Below are 22200 nucleotides of genomic sequence, written 5' to 3'. Positions count from 1 at the left end.
CAATATAGGCAGGTGAAAGCTTGATGTATATGGCGGCAGGCAATCAACAGCGCGGCATTTGGCGGTTTTTGGCCGCTATTGTCGTGGTTGCGGGGTTGCACGCCGCCTGATCTTGCCTACACTGGCGACGGCTTAATTGAGCGGACATAACTCCTTGCTGAATCGCATCTATATCGTCATCGGCTTGCTCGCGATCATGGCGCTGGCGGCAGCCTTCATCGCGCCGCGCTTCATCCAGTGGAGCGACTATCGCGATCGCATGGAAATTCTGGCATCGGGGGTGCTGGGCACCGAGGTGTCGATCCGTGGTGACATAGAATTCTCGCTGCTGCCACAGCCGAGGCTGCATTTTGCCGATGTGATTGTGGGCGATCTCGAGGAGCCCGCAGCAACAGTTGCGCAGGTTGACGCCGAATTTTCGCTGATGGATTTTCTGCGCGACAATTACCGGGTCACCAAGCTGGTGCTGGACGGGCCGGTTGTCGATCTCAAGGTCGATGAAAGCGGACTGTTTGGTAGCGGGTTTGATATCAATGGTGGCACGGGGGGCAACAATGTCGACGTAGCCCAGGCGCGCATCGTTGATGGTTCGCTGCGGCTGCGCGATGAACGATCGGGCGAAATTTACGCGGCGGAGGCGATCGATGGCGAACTCAAGCTCGGCTCGATCCATGGGCCGTTCCAGTTTCAGGGCACTTTGGACTATCGGGATCAGCACTATAGTGCGCGGTTCAATTCATCGGTTGCTGATGGCGATGGCAACAATCGGGTATCGGCATTTGTCCAGGCTGATGCCGGCTATTCGCTGGCCGCCGATGGGCTGCTGAAGCCGGGCATAGCGCCACGATTTGAAGGCGCCATCACCTACCGGCAAAAGCCGCCATCAACAGATGTCGCCGATGAAATTCGCGGTGATCTGGTGCTGGAGAGCAAGGTCAATATCTCGACCGACCGTGTGGTTTTGACCGGCTATACGCTGCAACCCGATGAAAATCGCGCCGGGACGCGGCTGACGGGGGCGGCGAGTATCCAATTAGGCGCGCGGCGTTCGTTTGATGCGGTGATTTCGGGTGGCGTGTTTGCCTTGCCGCCGCGCGACGCCTCAGAAGATCTGGCAAGCCAACCCTATGATTTTGTGCGCACGCTAAGTGAATTGCCGCCGCCGATAATCCCGCCCATGCCGGGGCGGATCGGCGTGGATCTGGCTGAAATCGGCTTGCGCAGTTTCGCCTTGCGAGCGGTGCGGCTGGATGCCCACACCGATGGACGGGCCTGGGCAATCGACCAGTTTATCGCCAAGCTGCCCGGTGACACTGATGTGCGGGCGAGTGGTACCCTGAACGCTGCTGACGGAAAACCCGGATTTTCAGGACAGGTGTCGCTGAGTACCGAGCGGCTCGACGCGGTAGGGCAGATGTGGCGTAAGGGCGGTGAGGTCAATCCGCTGTTTGGCATGCATGCGGCTTTGTCCGGTCGGCTGATGCTGGCAGGCGATGCGCTGGGGTTGAGCGACGCGATATTTACGCTGGGCGAGGTCAATCATTCAATTGGCATTCGGGTTGGATTCGGGCGTGAGCGGCGGTTGGATGTGACCGGCAAATTCGGCGTGTTGTCGCCAGGCGACAGCGCTGCACTGGCGGCACTCCTGCCCGATGCGGCCAACAGTCCGAATTTTTCGATCAGCTTTCCCGAGGGCAGTTTTGGACTGTCGAGCGCAAGCGCCAATATTTTCGGTCTGAGCGGGACCAAACTGGTGGCCGAGGGCCAGTGGTCGAAAGACCGGATCAGCTTTAACCGGATAGTGGCCGAGGATTTGGGAGGCGTCAGTCTTGATGCTGCGGTTTTTGCACGCGGTACACTGGCGGCGCCGCAAGTTTGGGGCACCGGCAAAATCGGGGCGCAATCAGGATCGGCGCCGGGATTGATGGCGCTCTATGATCGGTTGGGAGTGGGTACAGGCATACGCAATAAATTGGCACTTTCCGCGCCGGCGGCGCTGAATTTTGAGGTGGACCAGCCTGATGGCAACCAGTCGCAGACGCTGGCACTCAATGGTCAGGCTCGATGGTGCGAGGTTGAGTCTGCGCGGTCAGTTGGCGGGTGGTCTGCTGGCTGCGAGCAAGGACCAGATCGCGCTCAATGGCACATTGGAGTCGAGCGATCCTGACGCCCTGACACGACAATTGGGATTTGGCGACGCCGCACTGTTTTCTCCTGACATACCGCTATTTGTTTCGGGGCGACTGGATGGGCGATTGGATGACGGGTTTTCAGTCCGGGTCAATGCCAGTGCGGGCGAGGATCATCTGGGCTTTGAAGGCGATATCTCCGTTCAGCCTGATGGCATGATTGACGGTGCGGGGGCCCTTAATGGCTATTTGTCCGACGCGAGCGGGCTGGCGCGAATAATTGAGGCGGGCGGCTTGACGCTGCCGGGTGGCAATGCCACGGCCAAGGTGCAGTTTGAAGGCGACCGCACGCTACGGCTGACCGAAATCGATGGGCAATCGGGCAGTGACAAGTTTGCTGGAGATATTTCGCTAACGCGAACCGGCGGCATCGGTGCGGTCAGTGGTAATCTGGCGCTGGACCAGGTGGATTTCGGTATTGTGGCCAAGGCGCTGAGCGGCCCCGCTGCCATGCTCAAGGGCGACGGCGCGATCTGGCCGGACGGGCCGCTCGATATCGGCGACCAAAGCCGAAATAGTCGTGGCGCGATTGCCATCTCTGTGCCCAAGCTCAACGTTGCCGGACGCACGGCGCTGACCGACGCGCGGTTCGATCTTCAATGGGATGATAGCAGACTGCGCATATCACGCCTGACGGCGGGGCTGGGCGGCGGGCAGATCAGCGGCGACGTGGCCATTTGCTGTAGTGACAAATTGACCAACAAGACGCTGAGCGGTCGGGTTAGTCTGACAGACGTGCCATTGGCGGACATCTTGCCGACGGGGGTGACGGCGAGTTTGAGTGGCATAGTGGATGGTGGCGTGCAGTTTTCCGGCACCGGCGCATCGGTGGCCGATCTGGCGCGCAATATGACGGGCGAGGGCAGTTTTGCCACACGCGAACTCAAGGTCCGTCACTTTGATCCGCAGGTCTTTCCCACGGTTGCCGGTCTCGACAATCTGCTCGAAATCAGCGGGACCGTGCTGGGGAACCAGATCTCAGAGGCGTTGAACCGAGGCACCTTCGAGGCTGCAAGTGCCGAAGGTGCATTTACCATTGCGGGCGGAGTGGTGCGGCTGGCAAATCTCAGCATCGATGGCAATTCGGGGCTGGTTGCAGGGGAAGCCAATGTCGCGCTGGAAACGCTTGATTTGAGTGGCGGCTTTACGCTGACGCCACGCAATTTCGTCGACATCAACAATCTGCTCAATGAAAATACGGCGAGGATCGTGGCGCAACTGGGTGGCACATTGCTGGCGCCGGAACGCACGCTGGATATTGATGGATTGATTGCGACCGTTCAGATGCGTGCCAATGAAAATGAGTTGGCCCGGCTCGAAGCCCTGCGGGCCGAGGACGCGGCGCGGCAAAAAGCGGCGGCGGAAGCGCGCAATGCGCTGATTGCGGCGCAGCGCAAGCGACAGGCGGAGGCAGCAGCCGCCAAGGCGGCAGCAGAGGCTGAGAAGCAGCGGCAAGAACAAGAAGCGCTTCAGCAGCAACAGGACCAACAGGCAGCGCCACCGCAGGAACCGCTGGATTTGGGTTTGCCGCCTGCTCAGCTCACGCCCCGCAATGGCGTCAACCAGCCATTTTTTGCGCCGCTGAACTAGGCGCTGCCAGGGTCGGTTTCGGGCGCGGAACGGGGTGATTGTGTGGCGGTCCAGCGCAGCGCGGCCAGCCGGAGCGCGGAGGCGAGATTGGTCACTGTTCGCGTCTCATCTATGGTCTTGACCATACCGGGCAAGGCTAGCCCGTCCTGGGCGGCCATTGCTTCAAGCACGGCCCAGAATTCAGGCTCCAGGGCAATGCTGGTGCGATGACCGGCAATGGTGAGCGAACGCTTTTCCATCGCACCCCAGCATCAAGGCTTTTTGCGGAAGGCGTCGAGGCTGACGACTTTTTCGCCGCTGGCCTCAGCGTCCTCGCCGTCGGCAGTTTCTGCCTTTGGCGCCGCCTCGGCGTTGTTCTCGCCTTCAGGTTCAGCGACATCCTCGTCGGACGCCGATTCGCCACCGGACACGTCGAACTGCAGACCGAACTGCACTGATGGATCAAAGAACCCTTTTACCGCAGAGAAGGGGATGACCAGATGCTCGGGAATGCCGTCAAACGACAGACCGACCTCAAAACTGGCATCGCTAACCTTTAGGTCCCAATATTGGTTCTGCAGGACAATGGTCATTTCCTTTTCATACTGGGTCAGCAGTTTTTCGGAAATGCGCACACCGGGGGCGTGGGTGACAAAGGAGATGAAAAAGTGATGTTCGCCGGGCAAACCGGTCTTGACCACTTCGCCAAGGACTTTGCGGACGACGCCGCGCAGTGCCTCCTGGGCCAAAATGTCGTAGCGGAGATGATCTTCTGCCATGGTCGCCCTTCCGGCGTCGTTCGATTCTGTTGGGCTCTTTTCGGCCCGATTGACCCAGAACGAAAGACCCCAATCCCAATTTTATCGTGCTTTGCCCATCTGAACGGCAAGTAGGGCGCACTGCAAGTCATCTTTGTTCACTTCAGTCTGAAGTCGACTGAAATTCAAGGCAAATTGGATGAAGGTGCGAAGGGAAATGCAGGCTTCTGTTGCCAGGTGCCTGCGGACCCCGCCTAACGCCCTGCAACAGGCCCTAGGACTTCAAGTTCGAGGTGTCGAACCGCTTACGCAGCCAGACGAACCTCTGCAGTGTTGTCATTTGCAACTACTGTTATAGCCCGATAACGGTGGTACAATGCCGAGCAAAAACACACCCTTTACGCCCTCGTCGATCCTATTTCGCCCCCATTGGCTCCTCTCGCATAAAGAGGAAATGGTGGAGGCGCCGGGTACCGCCCCCGGGTCCGAAAGGTTTATTACGATGGCAGTTTATCGCCATAGCTCTTGCGAGCCCCTTCAATATAGGGCGGTTAGGGGCGGGATGCAAATGATGGTGTGCAGAAGGGGTAAAAATTCTCCGGGCTGATTTCAGGCTGTTTTAACCGGCGCCGGGCATGGTGATGGCTTTGCGGGGGTGAAATTGGCCAGGCTCATCGGGTGCCGGACGGATTATCGGATTAGCGCACTGGCAGCGGCGGCGACGCAGCACCTCCTGGATGGCAATTGGTGCGGCGTTGTTGATCGGGTTTGGCGGGGCGTGGACCCTTTCTGACACCGGGCTGGGCAGTTGGCTGACCAACGATGCCGCGGCTAGTGTTACGCCGGATATGAGTGTGGCACCCGAAATCGTGGTCAATCGGCGGTTTTCTGTCTGTGCGAGTCGGCATCGCGTAAGCTGTGTGGTTGATGGCGATACCATATGGTTGCAGGGCAAGAAGATCCGCATTGCCGATATGGATACGCCCGAAGTGTTCAGCCCCTCCTGCGCCGGTGAGGCGGCCCTGGGGGCGAAAGCTACGCAGCGATTGACCGAACTACTTAGCGCCGGCCCCTTTGAAGTGCGCACGGCGGGTAGCCGAAACAGCGACCACTATGGGCGCGATTTGCGGGTGTTGGTGCGCGATGGGGTATCGCTAGGCGACATTTTGGTGTCCGAGGGCCTGGCCCACCCCTGGCGAGGGCGGCGCGAGAGTTGGTGCGGTTAGGCGGCGCGCAAATTTGTTAGCATCGTGATCGGAGCGCGCGCGCCGGCCGCAGAATCGTTCTAGATTGTCGCCATGCAGCAATATCTCACGCTATTGAGCGACATTATTGAACGCGGCACGGACAAGGCCGATCGGACCGGAACAGGGACGCGGTCGTTGTTTGGTTATCAGATGCGGTTTGATCTGGGAGCCGGGTTTCCGCTGGTGACCACCAAGAAACTGCATCTCAAATCCATCATCTATGAGCCTGCTGTGGTTTTTGCGCGGCGACACCAATGTGCGCTGGTTACAGGAGCATGGGGTCAAAATCTGGGACGAGTGGGCCGATGACAATGGCGATCTCGGTCCCGTTTACGGCTCGCAATGGCGGAGTTGGCCAACGCCAGACGGCAGGGGAATCGATCAGATCGCCAATTTGATCCAGTCTCTTACGAGCAAGCCGGAGTCACGTCGGCATATCGTGTCGGCATGGAACCCTGCTGAAGTGGACGAGATGGCGTTGCCACCGTGCCACTGCCTGTTCCAGTTTCATGTTGCCGACGGCAAATTGAGCTGCCAGCTCTATCAGCGGTCTGCCGATGTGTTTTTGGGCGTACCGTTCAATATTGCCTCTTATGCGCTATTGACCCATATGGTGGCGCAGGTCACGGGCTATCGGGTGGGCGATTTTGTTCATACCTTTGGTGATGTTCATCTTTATTCCAACCATTTTGAGCAGGCGCAATTGCAACTGACCCGTACGCCCAAATCCTTGCCGACACTGTCGCTCGATCCAGCAATCAGGCGGCTCGAGGATTTCACCTATGAGAGTATTTCCATTGAGGGCTATGAGCCGGACGCGCATATCAAGGCGCCGGTGGCGGTTTGATGCTGAATATTCGTGACAGCAGCAACGCCGATGCCGGCCTGATCGTACGATTTGTGCGTGAACTGGCGGCGTACGAAAAACTCGGCCATGAGGTTGAGATTTCCGAGGCCGATGTGACGCGGGACCTGTTTGGCGACACGCCAAAAGTGTTTTGCCGGATCGCGGAATGGGATGGCGCGCCGGTGGGTTTTTCGCTTTGGTATTATACCTATTCCACATTCCAGGGGCGGTGCGGCATCTGGCTGGAAGATCTTTATGTCGATCCGGGTCAGCGCGGGCGCGGGATTGGCAAGGCGCTTCTGACTGATCTGGCGCAGCGGTGCGCGGCCGAAAATCTGGGGCGTCTTGAATGGTCGGTACTGGAATGGAACCAACCCTCGATTGACTTTTACCTAGCCCAGGGTGCGCGGTTGCGCGCCGGGTGGCATCAATGTCGACTGGATGGAGCGGCGCTGACCGCGTTGGGGAATTTGTGAAAATCTCGCTAATCGCGGCGGTAGCGGCAAATGGCGTGATCGGGGCTGACCAGGCCATGCCTTGGCATGTTCCGTCCGATTTTGCCTATTTCAAGCGGACGACGCTGGGCAAGCCGATCATCATGGGTCGCAAGCAGTTTGAAACGGTCGGCAAGCCACTGCCCGGCCGGGTCAATATTGTCGTGACACGACAGGCGGGCTATCAGCCCGATGGCGTCATTGTGATTAATAATCTGACTGCGGCGATTGAGCACGCCAAAACAATTGCGGCGGCGGATGGTGCTGACGAAGTCATGATTATCGGCGGCGGCGAAATCTATGCGCAGGCCATGGAACAGGCGGATAGACTGTATATCAGCCATGTTGACTTGCATCCGGTAGGCGATGTGCTGTTTCCACACATTGATGCAACCGACTGGGCGGTGGTGGATGTGCCCGAAATTGTGCCGTCGGACAAGGATGACGCGGTCTATCGCGTCAAAGTCTATGAGCGACGAAAGCCTGCTACGCATTGATAGCGGCCACTTGCTTGCCTATATAGGGCAACAATGTTTTTGAAAGACTGAAAGGGACGCGATGCCGTGGGAGAATAATGGAGGCGGGGGTGGCCGCAACAATGGCGGCCCCTGGGGACAGCCACCTGGTGGTGGTGGTCCGCGCAAACCGGGCGGTGGCAACACCCCGAGTTTGGAAGATATTCTCAATCGCGGTCGCGACAGGTTCCAAGGTGGCGTTCCAGGCGGGCTTCCCGGTGGTCGCTGGGCTATCGTCGGCGGTATTTTAGCGCTAGTCGCATTCTGGGGACTGAATTCGGTTTACACCATCAATCCGCAAGAAGTTGGCGTCGAACTTCGGTTCGGCAAGCCCAAGGAAGAACTGTCCAATCCGGGCCTGCATTTCCTGCTCTGGCCCATAGAGACGGTTGAACGAGTCAATATTACGGAAAACCAGACGACAATCGGCAGCACCTCAACCGGTGGACGTCAGTCCAATGATGAGGGATTGATGCTCTCTGGTGACCAGAACATCGTTGATCTGAGCTTTTCGGTACTCTGGGCGGTATCCAACCCGACCGAATATTTGTTCAATGTGCGCGACCCTGAAGACATGGTGACCAACGCCGCCGAAAGCGCCATGCGCGAAGTGGTTGGTCGGCGTCCGGCGCAGGACATTTTCCGGGACGACCGTGCCGGTATCGCCATAGAAGTGCAGCAAATTACCCAGACAATTCTCGACAGTTACGGCATGGGCGTTCGTATAAGCCAGATTGCCATCGAGAATGTGGCGCCGCCTACCGAGGTGGCGGACGCGTTTGACGAAGTCCAGCGTGCCGAACAGGACGAAGATCGTTTCCAGGAAGAAGCGCGATCCTACGCAAATACCCTGTTGGGTGGGGCACGCGGTAAAGCCGCGCAGATGCGTGAAGACGCCGCTGCCTACAAGAACCGGGTGGTGCAGGAAGCAACGGGTCAGGCGGATCGCTTTGACTCGATCTATGAGGAATATGTCAATGCGCCTGACGTGACGCGCAAGCGCTTGTTCCTTGAAACCATGGAGCAGGTATTGGCCGGTTCGGAAAAGACCATCATCGAGAATGGTCAGGGTGGGCCCGGCGTCGTGCCGTATCTGCCGCTACCCGAACTGAGGAACAATAGTGTGAGGAACAATAGCGCCAACACTACTGGCGATACTCCAGCAAGTGGGGGGAATTGAGCATGAACCGTCTCGTTATTGCCGGTGTCGTCGTTCTGGCCGCCATTTATGTGTTCTTTTCCTCGATCTTTATCGTCAGTGCGCGTCAACAGGCCATTATCATGCGCTTTGGCCAAATTACCGATGTGAAGTCCGAGCCGGGAATTTACTTCAAAATCCCGACTTCGATTATCGATACGGTGCAAATGGTCGACAAGCGATTGTTGCGTTATGACATCGCCAACATGACGTTGCAGGTGTCGGGTGGTAAGTTCTACGAGGTAGATGCTTTCCTGACCTACAGAATCACCGATGCGCGCCTATTCCGCGAAAAGGCACTAGGCGAATTGCGGATTGCTGAACAGCGTATTGGCACGCGTTTCGATGCTGCCCTGCGTCAGGTCTATGGTCTTCGCGAATTCAATGCGGCGCTTTCTGAACAGCGTCCGCAGATGATGATCGAGGCGCGAAACCTGATCCGTCCGGACATGGCGGAGACTCGGCATCGACATTGTTGATGTGCGAGTGCTGCGCACCGATTTGACCCAGCAGGTGTCGGCACAGACCTTTGATCGAATGAAGGCAGAACGTCTGGCGGAGGCGGCACTCTTGCGTGCTCGTGGTCAGGAACAGGCGCAAAGCCTTCGCGCGATTGCAGATCGTCAGTCGGTCGAGATTGTGGCGGCAGCAACGCGCGACAGCGAAGTACTTCGCGGTGAGGGCGATGCCGAAACCAACAAGATCTTTGCTGCGGCCTATGGCAAGGACGAGGAATTCTTCGAATTCTATCGTTCTATGGAAGCTTATCGCACCGCCTTGACCGGCACGGGCACCAGCATGGTTCTGTCACCTGATAGCGAATTTTTCCGCTATTTCGGTTCTGACGGTTCGTTGCCGATTTCGACCCCGGCTCAAGCCGCCAATGACGATGCCGCTAGTGCAGTTGCGTCTGACGAAGCTGCCGACAGTGCACCTGCTGCACCTGCCGAGAGTGCACCCGCCGTAACCGCGCCGGAGGCGACTCCGACACCGGTCGCGCCGGCTGCTGAGCCGGCTGCCGTTCCGGCGCAATGAATGATCTGTTCGCCGCGCTTGCGCTGGCGATCACATTGGAAGGGCTGCTTTATGCAGCCTTTCCCGAACAAATGAAGCGGGCATTGGCAGGCCTTTTGGCCTTGCCAGTGCCCCAATTGCGTCTGGTGGCGCTGTCGGCGGCCGCTCTTGGCCTGGTGTTGCTCTGGGTAGTTCGGGCGCTGCCTTAACGCCGATGTGGATTGGCGAGCCGATATAAGACATGGGCGCGCAGGCGATGACCGACCGGAATTCGCGGGTGTTCGAAATCCGCTGCGGGGTCTTGCGTCATGCCGATCTTGCTCATCACGCGCTGGCTGGGCAGATTGATGCGGGCGGTGAAGGCGACAATTTCGGGCAGGCGGCGCCGTTCGAAAGCATCAGCCAGTACAGCGGCGGCGCCTTCGGGCGCATAGCCGTGACCCCAGTAATTTTTACCCAGTACCCAACCAATTTCGACGCGCGGCGCGGTGGGTAAATCAAACTCGATATTGGCGGTGCCCAATAAGCCGAGTAATGCAGCATCGCTTTTTCGTTCGGCGGCGAGGAATTGACCGGTCTTGTTGGCAAGTGAAGTGATCATCTTGTCCATCCAGGCGTCAGCCTGGGCGCGCGTGCGGGTATTGGGATAAAACCGCATGACATGGGGATCACCGACAATGGCGGCGAAGGCGTCGCGATCTTCATGTCGCCACGGTCGCAATATCAGCCGTTCGGTTTCGATAATCATCGCACCAGGTCCTCGTCGGCATAACCCTGCAAATAGAGCAGGGCTGTCAGATCGCCATGGTCGATGCGGTAGGGTGCCTGTTCGGCAACCTTTGGCTTGGCATGAAGCGCCACGCCCATGCCAGCTGTTTGCAACATTGGCAAATCATTGGCGCCGTCACCGACTGCCAGGGTCTGCTCGATCGAGAGCCGATGCTCCTCGGCCAGCGTGTGCAGGCGGGCACGTTTGGTTTCCTTGTCGACAATTGGCTTGGAGACCGTGCCGGTCAGGCGGGTGCCATCAAACTCAAGGACGTTGGCAATAGCTTCGTCAAAGCCAATGCGTTTGGCAAAATAGTCGGCGAATAAGGTGAAGCCCCCCGAAACCAGCGAGGTATAGGCGCCATAGGCCTTCATGGTCTGGACCAGCACGCGCCCCCCGGGCGCCAGGGTGATATTTTCACGACGCACCTCTTCGATGACCTGGCGCTCCAATCCCTTGAGCAGGGCAACACGGGTGTCGAGCGCCGCGCCAAAGTCCAATTCGCCCCGCATGGCGCGGTCGGTAATATCGGCGACCTGTTGCTTCAGGCCGAGGGCATCGGCGAGTTCATCAATGCATTCCTGATTGATCATGGTGGAATCCATGTCAGCAATAAGCAGCGATTTTCGTCGGTCCTGGGTTGGTACGAGTGCGACATCGACCGCGGCATCTGCAATAATGTCGCGGGCCTCGGCCAGCGCCTCGGTTGACTTCGGCGCGATGATCTCGCAGGCAATGGCATGATTGAGCCAGTTCAACTCCCCACCGACGGCTTTATGGACCCTGGCCGCCAGGGCGACGCTGAGTTCGGAATTGATCGGGTTGGCAATAAGGCAAAGAACCGGCATGGAAGGGCCTTGTGGGGAGATGTTCAAATGACGGACGATGGCGCCGGGCGCGTGGTTCTGATAGCGGGTCCGACTGCCAGCGGCAAGTCGGCTCTGGCATTGTCGATGGCTCAACGACGCGATGGCGTCATCGTCAATACCGATGCCATGCAAATTTATGACACCCTCAGCATCGTTACGGCGCGGCCAACGGCGCTGGACATGCGGGTCGTGCCGCACCGGCTTTATGGCACTGTGCCCGCAACAACGCGCTATTCTACCGGCCGGTGGCTTGACGATGTTCGCGGCGTTATGGAGGGCGACAAGGGACGAACGCTAATTTTCGTAGGTGGAACAGGGCTTTATTTCGATGCGCTGATAAATGGATTCGCGGCTATTCCCGAAATACCGGCGGCCGTGGCGCTTGAAGTTCAACAAGAGATTCAAGCGCTGGATGCTGATGGGCGGCGAGCGGCACTCATGGCGGTGGATCCGGTTTCGGCATCGCGGCTGAGGGTGGTCGATCCACAAAGACTGATCCGAGCGCTGGCGGTGCAGCGGGTGACCGGACGGACGCTGTCGAGTTTTCAGGATGCGCCGCAGGTCGGTCTGCTTGACGGGGTTGATGTTGAACGCATTGTGCTGGAGGTGGAACGGGACGTGTTGCGGGACCGCATCGCTCGACGGTTCGAAAAAATGTTCGAGAGCGGGGCAGTTGAGGAAGTCGAAGCGTTGCTGGCGCAATCGCCCGACCCCCACCTACCCGCGATGAAGGCCATCGGCGTGCCTGAAATTTCGGCCTGGCTTAACCGATCATTGTCCTCGGAAGACGCGATCAGTCAGGCGATCACGGCAACCCACCAGTATGCCAAGCGGCAGCGGACATGGTTCCGCAACCGAATGGGGGACTGGCCCCGGTTCGATCCGCTGTCGTCATAGAGTCCGTCGAAGCAAGCCCAGTCGCTCGCGCATGGCGAATCTGATGACCAGAACAATTGCCGCAAACGCCAGACCTGCGGCCAGTCCCAACCAGCATCCCGACGCCCTGCAAATTGAAAGTAAATCCCATGACATAGGCAATGGGCAGGCCAATGAACCAATAACTGACGATGGCAACAAGCATCGGCACCTTGGTGTCGCTCAGGCCGCGCAGTGCGTGGGCCGCGACAACTTGGGCCCCGTCGACCAGCTGGAACAACCCGGCCACGACCAGATAACTTGCACCCAGGCGCAAGGCGTCAGTGTTGGCAGCGCGATCGGGATCAAGGAATATGGTGACGATCAATGGGGCGCCCAGAATGAAGGTGATGCAGCTCACCGTCATGAAGGCGGTGCTCAAGCCCAGCGCGGTCCAGCCGGCTTTGCGAACCCCTTCATCGTCGCCACGCCCATAGGCGTATCCGACACGAACGGTGCAGGCAACGCCAAGGCCAAGGGGCACCATGAATGCCATCGAGGCCGATTGCATAGCGATGGCGTGGGCAGCAATTTCGTTGGTGCCGATCAACCCCATCAGCAGGGCCGCGGCGGTAAACAAGCCAACTTCGGCCAGAACTGTCATGCCGATTGGGGTGCCAATGCGGAAAATCTGGGCCAGATGGTGCCAGTCCGGCTTCCAAAAATTCCACAGAATATGGAAGCGTCGGAAGCGCTTGTGATTGAGCACGTAGGTCAAGAATACCGCGAACATGAACAGATTGGTGATAACGGTGGCGATCGCGGCGCCGCGTAGTCCCAGTCGCGGCAGGCCAAAAACGCCGAACATCAGCAAATAGTCGCCAATGGCGTTGACCACGACGGCGGCCAGCGTGAGCACCAGAATGATGCGCGTGGTGTTGAACGCCGATAGCATCGAGCGCAAGACGATGACCGCCAGTCCCGGCACAAACATGGCGACGCCGATCTGAATATATTGCTCAGCCAGCATTGTGGTTTCGGGATTTTGTCCCAAAAACAGGAAAATTGGTTTTACCTGAAGGATGAGCGGAATCAGCACCGCACTCAAAATGATCACGGCCCAAAATCCCTGACGAACGATGCGTCGGACGGCCCGAATATTACGAGCGCCGCGCGCCTGGGCAACCAGGGGCGCGATGGCACTGATTACGCCGACGGCGCCAACCAGAAACGGCATGATGAAGGTCGAGGCCAGCGTGCCGGCGGCCAATTGCTTGGGCCCCAGCCAGCCCATCATGATCACGTCGGTAGTAATCAGGGCGTTCTGGGCAACCTGGGCAATCACCAACGGCCATGCCAGGGTAAAGGTCTCACGCAACTCCTTTAGCCAGCTGGCACGCTTGCCAGCGGCTATTGCGGCTGCGCCGGGCGCCGCCGTTATCTTTTTATCCATGTCAGTTTCCTACTCGCCACACACCCCTATCAAAAGCGTCAGAGGCCGGGAAGCCTTTCCGTATGTGGCGTGGTGTCGTAGGCAGGCAGGGCAGGGAGAGTAATAATGAGTCGATCAAAATTTGCCCGTCTGGTGGTGGTCAGTGGGGGCGTGTTTGGTGCTATCGGCGTGATGAGCGCGGCGGGCGCGTCCCATAGTGGCGATGCGCGCAATCTTGGCGCTATTGCCTCTATCTGCCTGGCACACGGACCAGCATTGCTGGCATTGGGGCTGCATGGCGTTCGCGGTCGATTATATGCAGGCGCTGCCTTGTTACTGGGCTTCGGAACGTTGATTTTTGTTGGCGATCTGGCATTGCGACAATGGCTTGGGGCCTCGCCACTGCCAGTGGCCGCCCCGGTCGGTGGAATCGGAATGATTGCGGGCTGGTTGATGGTGATTTTGGGCGGAATCACGGCGCAAGCTACGGAATGAATATACAAAAATTAAAATTTGGTTAGAATTGCACTGGAACCTAGGGCAAGTTCCTGCATTTACTAGACATTGGCCTTTTGGAGGGAAAGATGCATAAATTTTTGATTATCGCTGCTGCCGTTTTGTCGCTGGCGGCTTGTACCGCAACTGAAAAAGGCGCCGCTGTTGGCGCTGGAGCGGGCGCTGTCATTGGCGCTGCTACCACTGGTTCAGTGCTTGGCACGGTCGTTGGTGCTGGCGTTGGTGGCGTGGTCGGCGCTGCTGCGGGCAATATGATTGGCCGCGTTGAAGGGTCCAACAATCGTTGCGTTTACGAGCGCCGCAATGGCACGCGCTACGTTGATGCCTGCCCACGCGGCTAAACTAAACGGTCGTGAGAACTCATGACCAGTCGCCGAAAGGCGTTTTGACATCCGGTTCCGGGCGCGCCCCGGGATCGGATGTTTTTTCAAGTGCGGTAATTTGTCTTGAAATTTGAGTCGGAAACGGCCATATAATCGGCTACACGTTTACACTTGTCTTGCGCTATCTGATCGACCGGCTCGCCGGAAAGCTTGGCTACCTCCTGATCTGTGAATCGTTAGGCCCGGATTACCGTCCGGTTTTCAACCCTTAGCCGCACAATGCGGCGACCACTCGTTAAGAGGACTACTTTAATGGCCAGCATCAATGGTACCGTGAAATTCTTTAATACCACCAAGGGCTTCGGCTTCATTTCGCCAGAAAATGGCGAAAAGGACGCATTCGTGCACATCTCCGCTGTTCAGCGTTCGGGCCTGCAGGGCCTGTATGAAGGCGACAAGGTGTCGTACGAACTCGAAACCGGCCGTGACGGCAAGGTTTCGGCAACGAACCTGACCCTGCTCAGCTAAGAATTTCGCGCTTGCGCGATGACGAGAGAGGCCCCGGAAGGGGCCTTTTTTGTTATTTGGGACTAGCGGCACCGGCGTAGCGTCAGATTGTCGCTTGACTTCGCGACGTCGATCCTACTATTTTTGCGCCACTAGTTCTCAGGAGACGTCCCGTGCGGACAGCTATTCTCGTAGTAAGATTGCGCATTGGCACCGTGGGGTAAGTCCCCGCGAGCATGCTGATGCGCCGAACACAGGTCCCGAAAGGGGCCTTTTTTATTGCCTTTTTTCCACTTTTGCGGACAAAAGGGCGCCATGGACCAGAAACGCCGACTTGGCGGCCCCCGAAGCCAGATGCGCAGGGGTGAAGAAGAAGGACCGAGACGATGACGGAGCAGACCAGCCAGGATAACCAGATGACGGGGGCCGAAATGGTGGTGCGGGCGCTCATCGATCAGGGCGTCGAGCATATTTTCGGCTATCCCGGTGGGGCGGCTCTACCGATTTATGACGCGATTTTCCAGCAGGACGCGATCCAGCATATTCTGGTTCGCCACGAGCAGGGTGCAACGCACATGGCCGAGGGATATGCGCGCTCGACCGGTAAGGCCGGGGTCGTTCTTGTCACCTCGGGCCCGGGCGCGACGAATGCCGTGACCGGGCTGACCGATGCGTTGATGGATTCGATCCCGCTGGTCTGCATTACCGCGCAGGTCCCGACGACGCTGATCGGTTCGGATGCATTTCAGGAATGCGACACGGTTGGCATTACCCGCAGCTGCACCAAGCACAATTATCTGGTCAAGAATGTCACAGACCTGCCACGGATCATGCACGAGGCATTCCTGATCGCGACGACTGGCCGGCCGGGTCCGGTGGTCATCGACATTCCCAAGGATGTGCAGTTTGCGCTCGGCGAATATACCAAGCCCGATCTCGATAATCTGCGCCATGCCAGCTATCGACCGCGCATGGATGGTGATCATGCCGCGATCGAAGCGGCGGTTGATTTGATGCTGCGCGCCGAGCGCCCGGTGTTTTATACCGGCGGCGGCGTGATCAATTCGGGTCCCGAAGCGTCTGAACATCTTCGGGAACTGGCCGAATTGACTGGTTTTCCGGTGACCTCGACGCTGATGGGGCTAGGGGCATTTCCTGCGTCAAATCAGCAGTGGCTGGGCATGTTGGGCATGCACGGCACTTATGAAGCCAATCTGGCGATGCACGACTGCGATCTGATGATCAATATCGGTGCGCGGTTTGATGATCGGATTACCGGTCGCGTCGATGCGTTTTCGCCCAATTCACGCAAGGTGCATGTCGATATCGATCCCTCTTCAATCAGCAAGGTGGTGCATGCCGATGTGCCAATCGTCGGCGATTGCGGGCGGGTGTTGGAAGAAATGATCCGCATCTATCGCAGCAAGACTAACGAGCCGCGCAGCGAGGCCATCGCGCCATGGTGGAAGCAGATTGCAAAATGGCGTGCGGTCAATTCCCTGGGGTTCAAGAATTCCGACACGGTCATCAAGCCACAGCATGCCATTGCACGGCTCTATCAAGCCACCAAGGATCGGGACGTCTATATCACCACCGAGGTTGGGCAGCATCAGATGTGGGCGGCGCAGCATTTTCATTTTGAAAAACCCAATCGCTGGATGACGTCTGGCGGGCTGGGCACGATGGGTTACGGCCTGCCAGCCTCGGTTGGCGTGCAGGTGGCCCATCCTGATGCGCTGGTCATCGATATTGCAGGTGAAGCCAGTGTGCAGATGACGATGCAGGAATTGTCGACGGCGGTGCAGTATCGGCTGCCGGTCAAGATTTTCATTTTGAACAATGAACGCATGGGGATGGTGCGACAGTGGCAGGATCTGTTGCATGGCTCGCGATATGCTCATTCCTATTCGGAATCGCTGCCTGACTTCGTCAAGCTGGCTGAAGCCTATGGGGGCAAGGGTATTCGCTGTTCGGATCCCGCCAAACTCGATGCGGCGATTGCCGAAATGCTCGATTATGATGGTCCGGTGCTGTTCGATTGCCTCGTGGAAAAGGACGAAAACTGTTTGCCGATGATCCCGTCGGGCAAGCCGCACAATGAAATCATACTGCCCGACACCGCCAATATCGGCTCGATCATCGACGAGAAGGGGCGGGCGCTGGTTTAGGCCGGGTTCGAGGACAAGATCATGAACGCAAATTTGTTGCCGACTGGATCGGCTTATTTTCTGACCAAGGAAACCCAGGAAACCGAAAAGCATACGCTGTCGGTGCTGGTGGATAATGAGCCAGGTATTCTCGCTCGCGTGGTGGGGCTGTTTTCGGCGCGCGGTTATAATATCGACAGCCTGACCGTCAGCGAGACCGAACATAACCGGCGACTTAGTCGCATCACTGTGGTGGTGGTGGCGACACCGAAAACGCTGGTGCAGATCAAATTGCAGCTGGAGCGGCTGGTGCCGGTGCACAGGGTGCACGACTTGACCGCCGAAGGGATAGCGCTGGAGCGTGAGCTGGCGCTGATAAAGGTCGCCGGTACGGGTGAGCATCGGGCGGAAACTTTGCGGCTGGCGGATGCATTCCGGGCGCAGATTGTTGATGCGACGGTCGAGAGCCTTCGTATTCGAAGTGACAGGCAAGCCGTCCAAGATCGATTCCTTCATTTCCCTGATGGCGCCGTTGGGGCTGGTGGAAGTTGTGCGGACCGGGCTTGCAGCTATTTCGCGTGGCCAAGAGGGCATGTAGGTCGACTTGACGCTTTCTGGACGGGCGGGATAGCACGCGCTAGCCGTCCGTTACCTTGTTCAAGAGCGGCTTTGCTGCCGCTGGAGCTTTTGCCATGACCCTATTATCCGTCAATCTCAATGCGGTGGCCCAATTGCGCAATCGTCGCGATTTGCCCTGGCCCAGCGTTGTGGGCATGGCGCGGATCGTGCTGGATGCGGGTGCGTCGGGGGTAACCATTCATCCGCGTCCCGATGAACGCCATATCCGACGCCACGACGTGCACGATTTGGCAGCACTTTTGGCCCAGGAATATCCAACGGCAGAATATAATATCGAAGGTTACCCGAGCGACGATTTTCTGGCGCTGATAGAACAGGTCAATCCGCATCAAGTGACGCTTGTGCCTGATGATCCAAGCCAGGCCACTTCAGACCACGGTTGGGATTTTCGCGGCAAGGGCAATTTTTTGACCTCGGTCGTGCAAAAACTGAAGCAGCCAGGGCGGCGGATTTCGCTGTTTTGCGATCCGGACGCCGGTGAGACCGGCATCCAACTTGCCAAGGCGACCGGTGCGGATCGGGTGGAACTCTATACCGGTCCTTATGGTGGCTGTTTTGACGATACCGAGCGAGCAGAGCAGGAATTGGCGGCGTTGGCCACGACCACACGGGCGGCCAAGGCCGCGGGAATGGGGGTCAATGCCGGTCACGACCTGACCCTGGCCAATCTTGTGGCATTCCAACAGGCGGTTGTCGGGGTCGACGAGGTCTCGATCGGGCACGGCATAACCGCCGATGCGCTGATCATGGGATTTGCCGAAGCGGTACACCAATATCGGGCAGTGCTGGCACCCGCGCCAATTAGGCGCGTTGACTGATCGGTGTTGTCGAACAGTTTGTATTCGGTTTCGCACTAACTGCAGTTGTTCGGCGTATATGAGTGCCAAATCGACAAAAATCGTTGGATCTATAAATACTTACATTTATGTGCCCTAGGTTGGTCGCTGTGGCCGGGCGACGGCGATGTGCCTCCTTGTAGGTATGTCAAACAGGCACATATATAGCCCCAGTTACGATTTGTTCCTGCATTGCGCACGGAAGATCGTGCAGGAACATCTCATGGGTCTTTGCTCGTGAGATAGCCAATCTGGAGAGCGAAATGTCCAAGCCAAAAATAGCCATTATTATCTCATCGACCCGCGACACTCGGTTTGCCGATAAGCCAGCACAGTGGATTTTGGAGATCGCCAGGCAACGTCCGGAACTGGACGTGGAACTGGTCGATCTCAAGGCGTTTGATCTGCCGTTCTTCAACGAGGCCGCGTCCAATCTGTGGATGCCATCGTCGGACCCGCGGGCCGTGGCCTGGCAGAGCAAGATCGGCGAGTTTGACGGCTATATCTTTGTAATTGCGGAATATAATCGATCGATCACCGGTGCGCTAAAGAACGCGCTGGACCAGGCCTATACGGAATGGAATCGCAAGCCGGCGGCGATTGTCGGCTATGGAGCACTGGGCGCTGCGCGTGCTGCGGAACATTTGCGTACGATCGCGATCGAATTGCAGATGGTGCCGGTGCGCTCGGCGGTTCACATTGGCGGCAGCGATTTCATGACCGTCCATCCCATGGGCAAAAATGAACCAATTGCCACGATTGCGGACCATCTTGTCGGTAGCGCGCGTGACATGCTTGACCAGTTGACCTGGTGGGTCAATGCAACCAAAACGGCGCGAGAAGAAGACCAGATCGCTGAAGCCGCCGAATAGGGTGTGTTCACGCTACTAGCCTAATTTAATTCCATGCCATCTGGCGTGGCCGCTCCCCCGGGGCGGCCACTTTACGTCAGGTATGAACCAATCTGGTGCTAGGGAGTTGTATGGAAGCCGTGTCGGGTGTAGAACCCGCGCGCCTTTGACCAAAAAGAGCGCAAGGTTTATGACGCAGACCAGTGCGACCGACGAACCAGTCGGCATCGACGCAAGCGAATCATCCAGCCACAAAACCGATAATTTTCCCGTGTTGCTCCTTGGCGCACTCGGCGTGGTTTTCGGCGATATCGGCACCAGCCCGCTTTATGCGTTTCGTGAGGCACTGCACGCGACCACCGGTGGCGTCGAACACAGATTGCCGCTGGCTTCGGACGTATTGGGCTTGCTGTCGCTGATTTTCTGGGCGCTGGCCATTGTTGTGTCGACCAAATATGTCGGCTTTGTCCTCCGGGCTGACAATAATGGGGAGGGCGGTACGCTCTCGCTGATGAGTTTGGCGCGGCGCGCGCTGACCGGCAGCCCCTCATGGGTACTTTATGTTGGTGTGGTGGGCGCGGCGCTATTTTTTGGTGATGCCATTATTACGCCGGCCATTTCCGTGCTCTCGGCAGTCGAGGGGCTAGAAGTTGTCGAGCCGCGCCTGACGCTGTGGGTCGTTCCGCTGACAGTCCTGATATTGATTGTGCTTTTCATGGTGCAACGGTTTGGCACCGGCAAGGTGGCGGCGGTGTTCGGGCCGATTACCGCGCTCTGGTTTCTGGTGCTGGGCGTGTCGGGCGTCGTGCATATTATCGACGCGCCTGAAGTTTTATGGGCACTTAATCCCTGGCATGGGCTGCGATTCATTTTCACCCACATCAGTATTTCGCTGTTGGTACTGGGTGCGGTGTTTCTGGCGGTAACGGGTGCCGAGGCGCTTTATGTCGATCTGGGGCATTTCGGGCGGCGGCCGATCATATTTGCCTGGCTGGTATTCGTGTTTCCCTGCCTGCTGCTGAATTATTTCGGGCAGGGTGCTTTCGTGCTGCGTAATTTTCGGGCGGCAGAAAATCCGTTCTTTCTGATGCAGCCGGAATGGGCCCAGCTACCGGTGGTGATACTGGCTACAATGGCGACGGTGATCGCCAGCCAGGCGGTAATTTCGGGCGCCTATTCGCTGGCGCGGCAGGGGATCAACCTCAACCTGTTGCCCCGTTTGCATGTGCTGCACACATCCGAAACCCAGAGCGGGCAGATCTATATGCCGCAGGTCAATTCGATGTTGCTGATTTCGGTGCTGCTGCTGGTGCTGGGCTTTCGCAGTTCGAGCGCATTATCGGCGGCCTATGGTATCGCGGTGACCGGCGAAATGGTGGTGACCAGCGTGTTGTTGTTTATCGTCATGTGGAAAATCTGGGGCTGGCGCGTTGGTGCGGCATTAGCGGTGGTGACGCCGCTATTATTAATCGATATTGGCTTTTTCGTCGCTAATTCGGCCAAATTTGCCCAGGGCGGCTGGGTGCCCGCGCTGGTTGCGTGCATGCTGATCACTGTCATGGTGACCTGGATGGGCGGACGGCGTCGATTGGCGGAGAAGACGCGCCGGGACGAAGTGCCGCTGCAGTTTCTGGTGGACAATCTCTCACGCAAGCAGCCGACCATTGTGCCGGGTACGGCAGTGTTCCTGACGAGCGATATTGAAGGGGCGCCAACCGCGCTATTGCACAGTCTCAAGCACTACAAGGTCTTGCACGAACAGAATGTCATTTTGACGGTGCGCACGTCGGCCTCGCCGATTGTTGCCGATGATGAAAAGGTGACGATCGAGACCTACAACGAGTTATTCAGCCGCGTGATCGTGACCTTTGGTTTTGTGGAAAGCCCCAATATTCCCAAGGCGCTGGCGCTCGGCCGAAAGCTGGGTTGGAAGTTTGACATCATGTCGACATCGTTCTTCCTGTCGCGCCGCTCGCTCAAATCCGGCAACAAGAATGGGATCATCCGCTACTGGCAGGACAAGCTGTTTACAGCCCTTGCCAGGAATGCCAGCGACGCGACTGAATATTTCCATATTCCTACCGGACGCGTGGTGGAAATCGGCACGCAGCTGGTACTGTAAGGTCAGCTATTTGGGGATGTCCGGGCAGAGGTAGGGGGTGCTGGCGGCGGTGAAATGCTGTTCCTGTATGTCACTGCCCAAAGTGAGTTTCAGCACCAGTTCTCTATCGCTGAGTTCGGCTATATCGGCGTTGATGGTAACGCCGTCTTCGTCCCAGCTGATGGCGGTTTTGGAGAGCTGCTGCCATGTCGAAAGTCGATAGGTTTCCCAACAACTGTCGCTGACCAGCGTACCGTCAGCCAGAAATATCTGCATGACACCGGGCAGGCCATCGCCTGTATCGGTGCGCACCCAAACGCGATTCAGTAGCTGATTGTCGGCGGCAGCGGCGTCTTCGACGCTCATCTGGTCGCTGGAGTCACCGGCTATGGCAGGTGCGGGGGCGCAGATGCCGACACCCCAGACACTCATCAGTGCAATTATTGCTGCCTTGGTATCCATATGCCGTCGCCTCCTACACTTCGATTTGGCTATGCCGGTGTGCACTTGCAAGAGTGCGCTGG

The 22200-nt window shown here is 57.9% G+C and carries 21 protein-coding genes, 1 other RNA gene and 3 pseudogenes; 18 read left to right on the top strand and 7 right to left on the bottom strand.

Going from position 1 to position 22200, the window contains the following annotated elements:
- The first annotated feature begins 154 nt into the window (after window positions 1-154).
- Both PSQ19_RS07215 and PSQ19_RS07210 read left to right on the top strand, forming a co-directional pair.
- Window positions 155-2167: an AsmA family protein gene (locus PSQ19_RS07215; RefSeq protein ID WP_282220209.1), complete on the top strand. Its 2013-nt coding sequence runs from the start codon at window positions 155-157 to the stop codon at window positions 2165-2167.
- Complete coding sequence (locus PSQ19_RS07210; RefSeq protein WP_282220208.1) at window positions 2076-3779, top strand: AsmA family protein; 1704 nt, start codon at window positions 2076-2078, stop codon at window positions 3777-3779. The genes PSQ19_RS07215 and PSQ19_RS07210 overlap by 92 nt, the downstream gene beginning before the upstream one ends.
- Here the strand turns inward: PSQ19_RS07210 and PSQ19_RS07205 are convergent.
- The 3 genes from PSQ19_RS07205 to ssrA all read right to left on the bottom strand — a co-directional run bounded on the left by PSQ19_RS07205 (window position 3776) and on the right by ssrA (window position 5088).
- Window positions 3776-4018, bottom strand: a complete 243-nt coding sequence (locus PSQ19_RS07205) for a ribbon-helix-helix domain-containing protein (RefSeq protein WP_282220207.1) — start codon at window positions 4016-4018, stop codon at window positions 3776-3778. The two genes, PSQ19_RS07210 and PSQ19_RS07205, sit on opposite strands and share 4 nt — an antisense overlap.
- 12 nt (window positions 4019-4030) lie before the next feature.
- A complete protein-coding gene (locus PSQ19_RS07200) occupies window positions 4031-4537 on the bottom strand; it encodes an SspB family protein (RefSeq protein WP_282220206.1) in 507 nt (168 codons plus the stop codon).
- 195 nt (window positions 4538-4732) lie between these two features.
- Window positions 4733-5088, bottom strand: a transfer-messenger RNA (tmRNA) gene (gene ssrA / locus PSQ19_RS07195).
- 165 nt (window positions 5089-5253) lie between these two features.
- Between ssrA and PSQ19_RS07190 the strand changes: the two genes are divergently transcribed.
- The 7 genes and pseudogenes from PSQ19_RS07190 (at window position 5254) to PSQ19_RS07160 (ending at window position 10040) form a co-directional block, all read left to right on the top strand.
- Window positions 5254-5742: a thermonuclease family protein gene (locus PSQ19_RS07190; protein ID WP_282220205.1), complete on the top strand. Its 489-nt coding sequence runs from the start codon at window positions 5254-5256 to the stop codon at window positions 5740-5742.
- Window positions 5743-5814: 72 nt separating this feature from the next.
- Window positions 5815-6610, top strand: a pseudogene (locus PSQ19_RS07185) (thymidylate synthase).
- Window positions 6607-7086 carry a GNAT family N-acetyltransferase gene (locus PSQ19_RS07180; RefSeq protein ID WP_407649100.1) on the top strand — a complete coding sequence of 160 codons (480 nt, stop codon included), beginning with the start codon at window positions 6607-6609 and terminating at the stop codon, window positions 7084-7086. The pseudogene PSQ19_RS07185 and the gene PSQ19_RS07180 overlap by 4 nt, the downstream one beginning before the upstream one ends.
- A complete protein-coding gene (locus PSQ19_RS07175) occupies window positions 7083-7601 on the top strand; it encodes a dihydrofolate reductase (protein ID WP_282220203.1) in 519 nt (172 codons plus the stop codon). The genes PSQ19_RS07180 and PSQ19_RS07175 overlap by 4 nt, the downstream gene beginning before the upstream one ends.
- Window positions 7602-7662: 61 nt before the next feature.
- The gene (gene hflK, locus PSQ19_RS07170) at window positions 7663-8799 is read left to right on the top strand and encodes an FtsH protease activity modulator HflK (protein WP_282220202.1); all 1137 of its coding nucleotides are present in this window, start codon (window positions 7663-7665) and stop codon (window positions 8797-8799) included.
- A pseudogene (gene hflC, locus PSQ19_RS07165) lies at window positions 8796-9693 on the top strand (protease modulator HflC); the annotation flags it as partial. The gene hflK and the pseudogene hflC, both read left to right, overlap by 4 nt.
- A gap of 155 nt (window positions 9694-9848) precedes the next feature.
- A complete protein-coding gene (locus tag PSQ19_RS07160) occupies window positions 9849-10040 on the top strand; it encodes a DUF2065 domain-containing protein (RefSeq protein WP_282220201.1) in 192 nt (63 codons plus the stop codon).
- Here PSQ19_RS07160 and PSQ19_RS07155 read toward each other — a convergent pair.
- Complete coding sequence (locus PSQ19_RS07155) at window positions 10037-10579, bottom strand: GNAT family N-acetyltransferase (protein ID WP_282220200.1); 543 nt, start codon at window positions 10577-10579, stop codon at window positions 10037-10039. The two genes, PSQ19_RS07160 and PSQ19_RS07155, sit on opposite strands and share 4 nt — an antisense overlap.
- A complete protein-coding gene (serB, locus tag PSQ19_RS07150; protein ID WP_282220199.1) occupies window positions 10576-11448 on the bottom strand; it encodes a phosphoserine phosphatase SerB in 873 nt (290 codons plus the stop codon). Before serB ends, PSQ19_RS07155 begins: the two co-directional genes overlap by 4 nt.
- A 27-nt stretch (window positions 11449-11475) precedes the next feature.
- Here serB and miaA point away from each other — a divergent pair, with 27 nt between their 5' ends.
- A complete protein-coding gene (gene miaA, locus PSQ19_RS07145; RefSeq protein WP_282220198.1) occupies window positions 11476-12366 on the top strand; it encodes a tRNA (adenosine(37)-N6)-dimethylallyltransferase MiaA in 891 nt (296 codons plus the stop codon).
- On the opposite strand, the gene PSQ19_RS07140 is transcribed toward miaA, so the two are convergent.
- Window positions 12275-13777 carry an MATE family efflux transporter gene (locus tag PSQ19_RS07140; protein WP_282220197.1) on the bottom strand — a complete coding sequence of 501 codons (1503 nt, stop codon included), beginning with the start codon at window positions 13775-13777 and terminating at the stop codon, window positions 12275-12277. The two genes, miaA and PSQ19_RS07140, sit on opposite strands and share 92 nt — an antisense overlap.
- Before the next feature lie 105 nt (window positions 13778-13882).
- Between PSQ19_RS07140 and PSQ19_RS07135 the strand changes: the two genes are divergently transcribed.
- The 8 genes and pseudogenes from PSQ19_RS07135 to PSQ19_RS07100 all read left to right on the top strand — a co-directional run bounded on the left by PSQ19_RS07135 (window position 13883) and on the right by PSQ19_RS07100 (window position 21697).
- The gene (locus PSQ19_RS07135) at window positions 13883-14251 is read left to right on the top strand and encodes a DUF423 domain-containing protein (RefSeq protein WP_282220196.1); all 369 of its coding nucleotides are present in this window, start codon (window positions 13883-13885) and stop codon (window positions 14249-14251) included.
- Window positions 14252-14340: 89 nt separating this feature from the next.
- Window positions 14341-14613, top strand: coding sequence for a glycine zipper domain-containing protein (locus tag PSQ19_RS07130; protein ID WP_282220195.1), 273 nt, complete (start codon window positions 14341-14343; stop codon window positions 14611-14613).
- Window positions 14614-14907: 294 nt separating this feature from the next.
- Window positions 14908-15123, top strand: a complete 216-nt coding sequence (locus tag PSQ19_RS07125; RefSeq protein ID WP_282210886.1) for a cold-shock protein — start codon at window positions 14908-14910, stop codon at window positions 15121-15123.
- Between the two features lie 365 nt (window positions 15124-15488).
- Window positions 15489-17270, top strand: a complete 1782-nt coding sequence (locus PSQ19_RS07120) for an acetolactate synthase 3 large subunit (RefSeq protein WP_282220194.1) — start codon at window positions 15489-15491, stop codon at window positions 17268-17270.
- Window positions 17271-17291: 21 nt separating this feature from the next.
- A pseudogene (gene ilvN / locus PSQ19_RS07115) lies at window positions 17292-17847 on the top strand (acetolactate synthase small subunit).
- Window positions 17848-17941: 94 nt separating this feature from the next.
- A complete protein-coding gene (locus PSQ19_RS07110) occupies window positions 17942-18706 on the top strand; it encodes a pyridoxine 5'-phosphate synthase (protein WP_282220193.1) in 765 nt (254 codons plus the stop codon).
- Between the two features lie 281 nt (window positions 18707-18987).
- The gene (locus tag PSQ19_RS07105; protein ID WP_282220192.1) at window positions 18988-19596 is read left to right on the top strand and encodes an NADPH-dependent FMN reductase; all 609 of its coding nucleotides are present in this window, start codon (window positions 18988-18990) and stop codon (window positions 19594-19596) included.
- A 169-nt stretch (window positions 19597-19765) separates the two neighbouring features.
- On the top strand, window positions 19766-21697 hold the full coding sequence (locus PSQ19_RS07100) for a potassium transporter Kup (RefSeq protein WP_282220191.1): 1932 nt from the start codon (window positions 19766-19768) through the stop codon (window positions 21695-21697).
- Window positions 21698-21703: 6 nt separating this feature from the next.
- Here the strand turns inward: PSQ19_RS07100 and PSQ19_RS07095 are convergent, their stop codons facing one another.
- Complete coding sequence (locus tag PSQ19_RS07095; RefSeq protein ID WP_282220190.1) at window positions 21704-22138, bottom strand: hypothetical protein; 435 nt, start codon at window positions 22136-22138, stop codon at window positions 21704-21706.
- Window positions 22139-22200: the final 62 nt, after the last annotated feature.

It is taken from the genome of Devosia algicola (genome assembly GCF_028816455.1).
Lineage (GTDB): Bacteria > Pseudomonadota > Alphaproteobacteria > Rhizobiales > Devosiaceae > Devosia > Devosia algicola.
The sequence above is the reverse complement of the archived record's forward strand: the minus strand, read 5'-3'. Positions and strand labels throughout refer to the sequence as shown.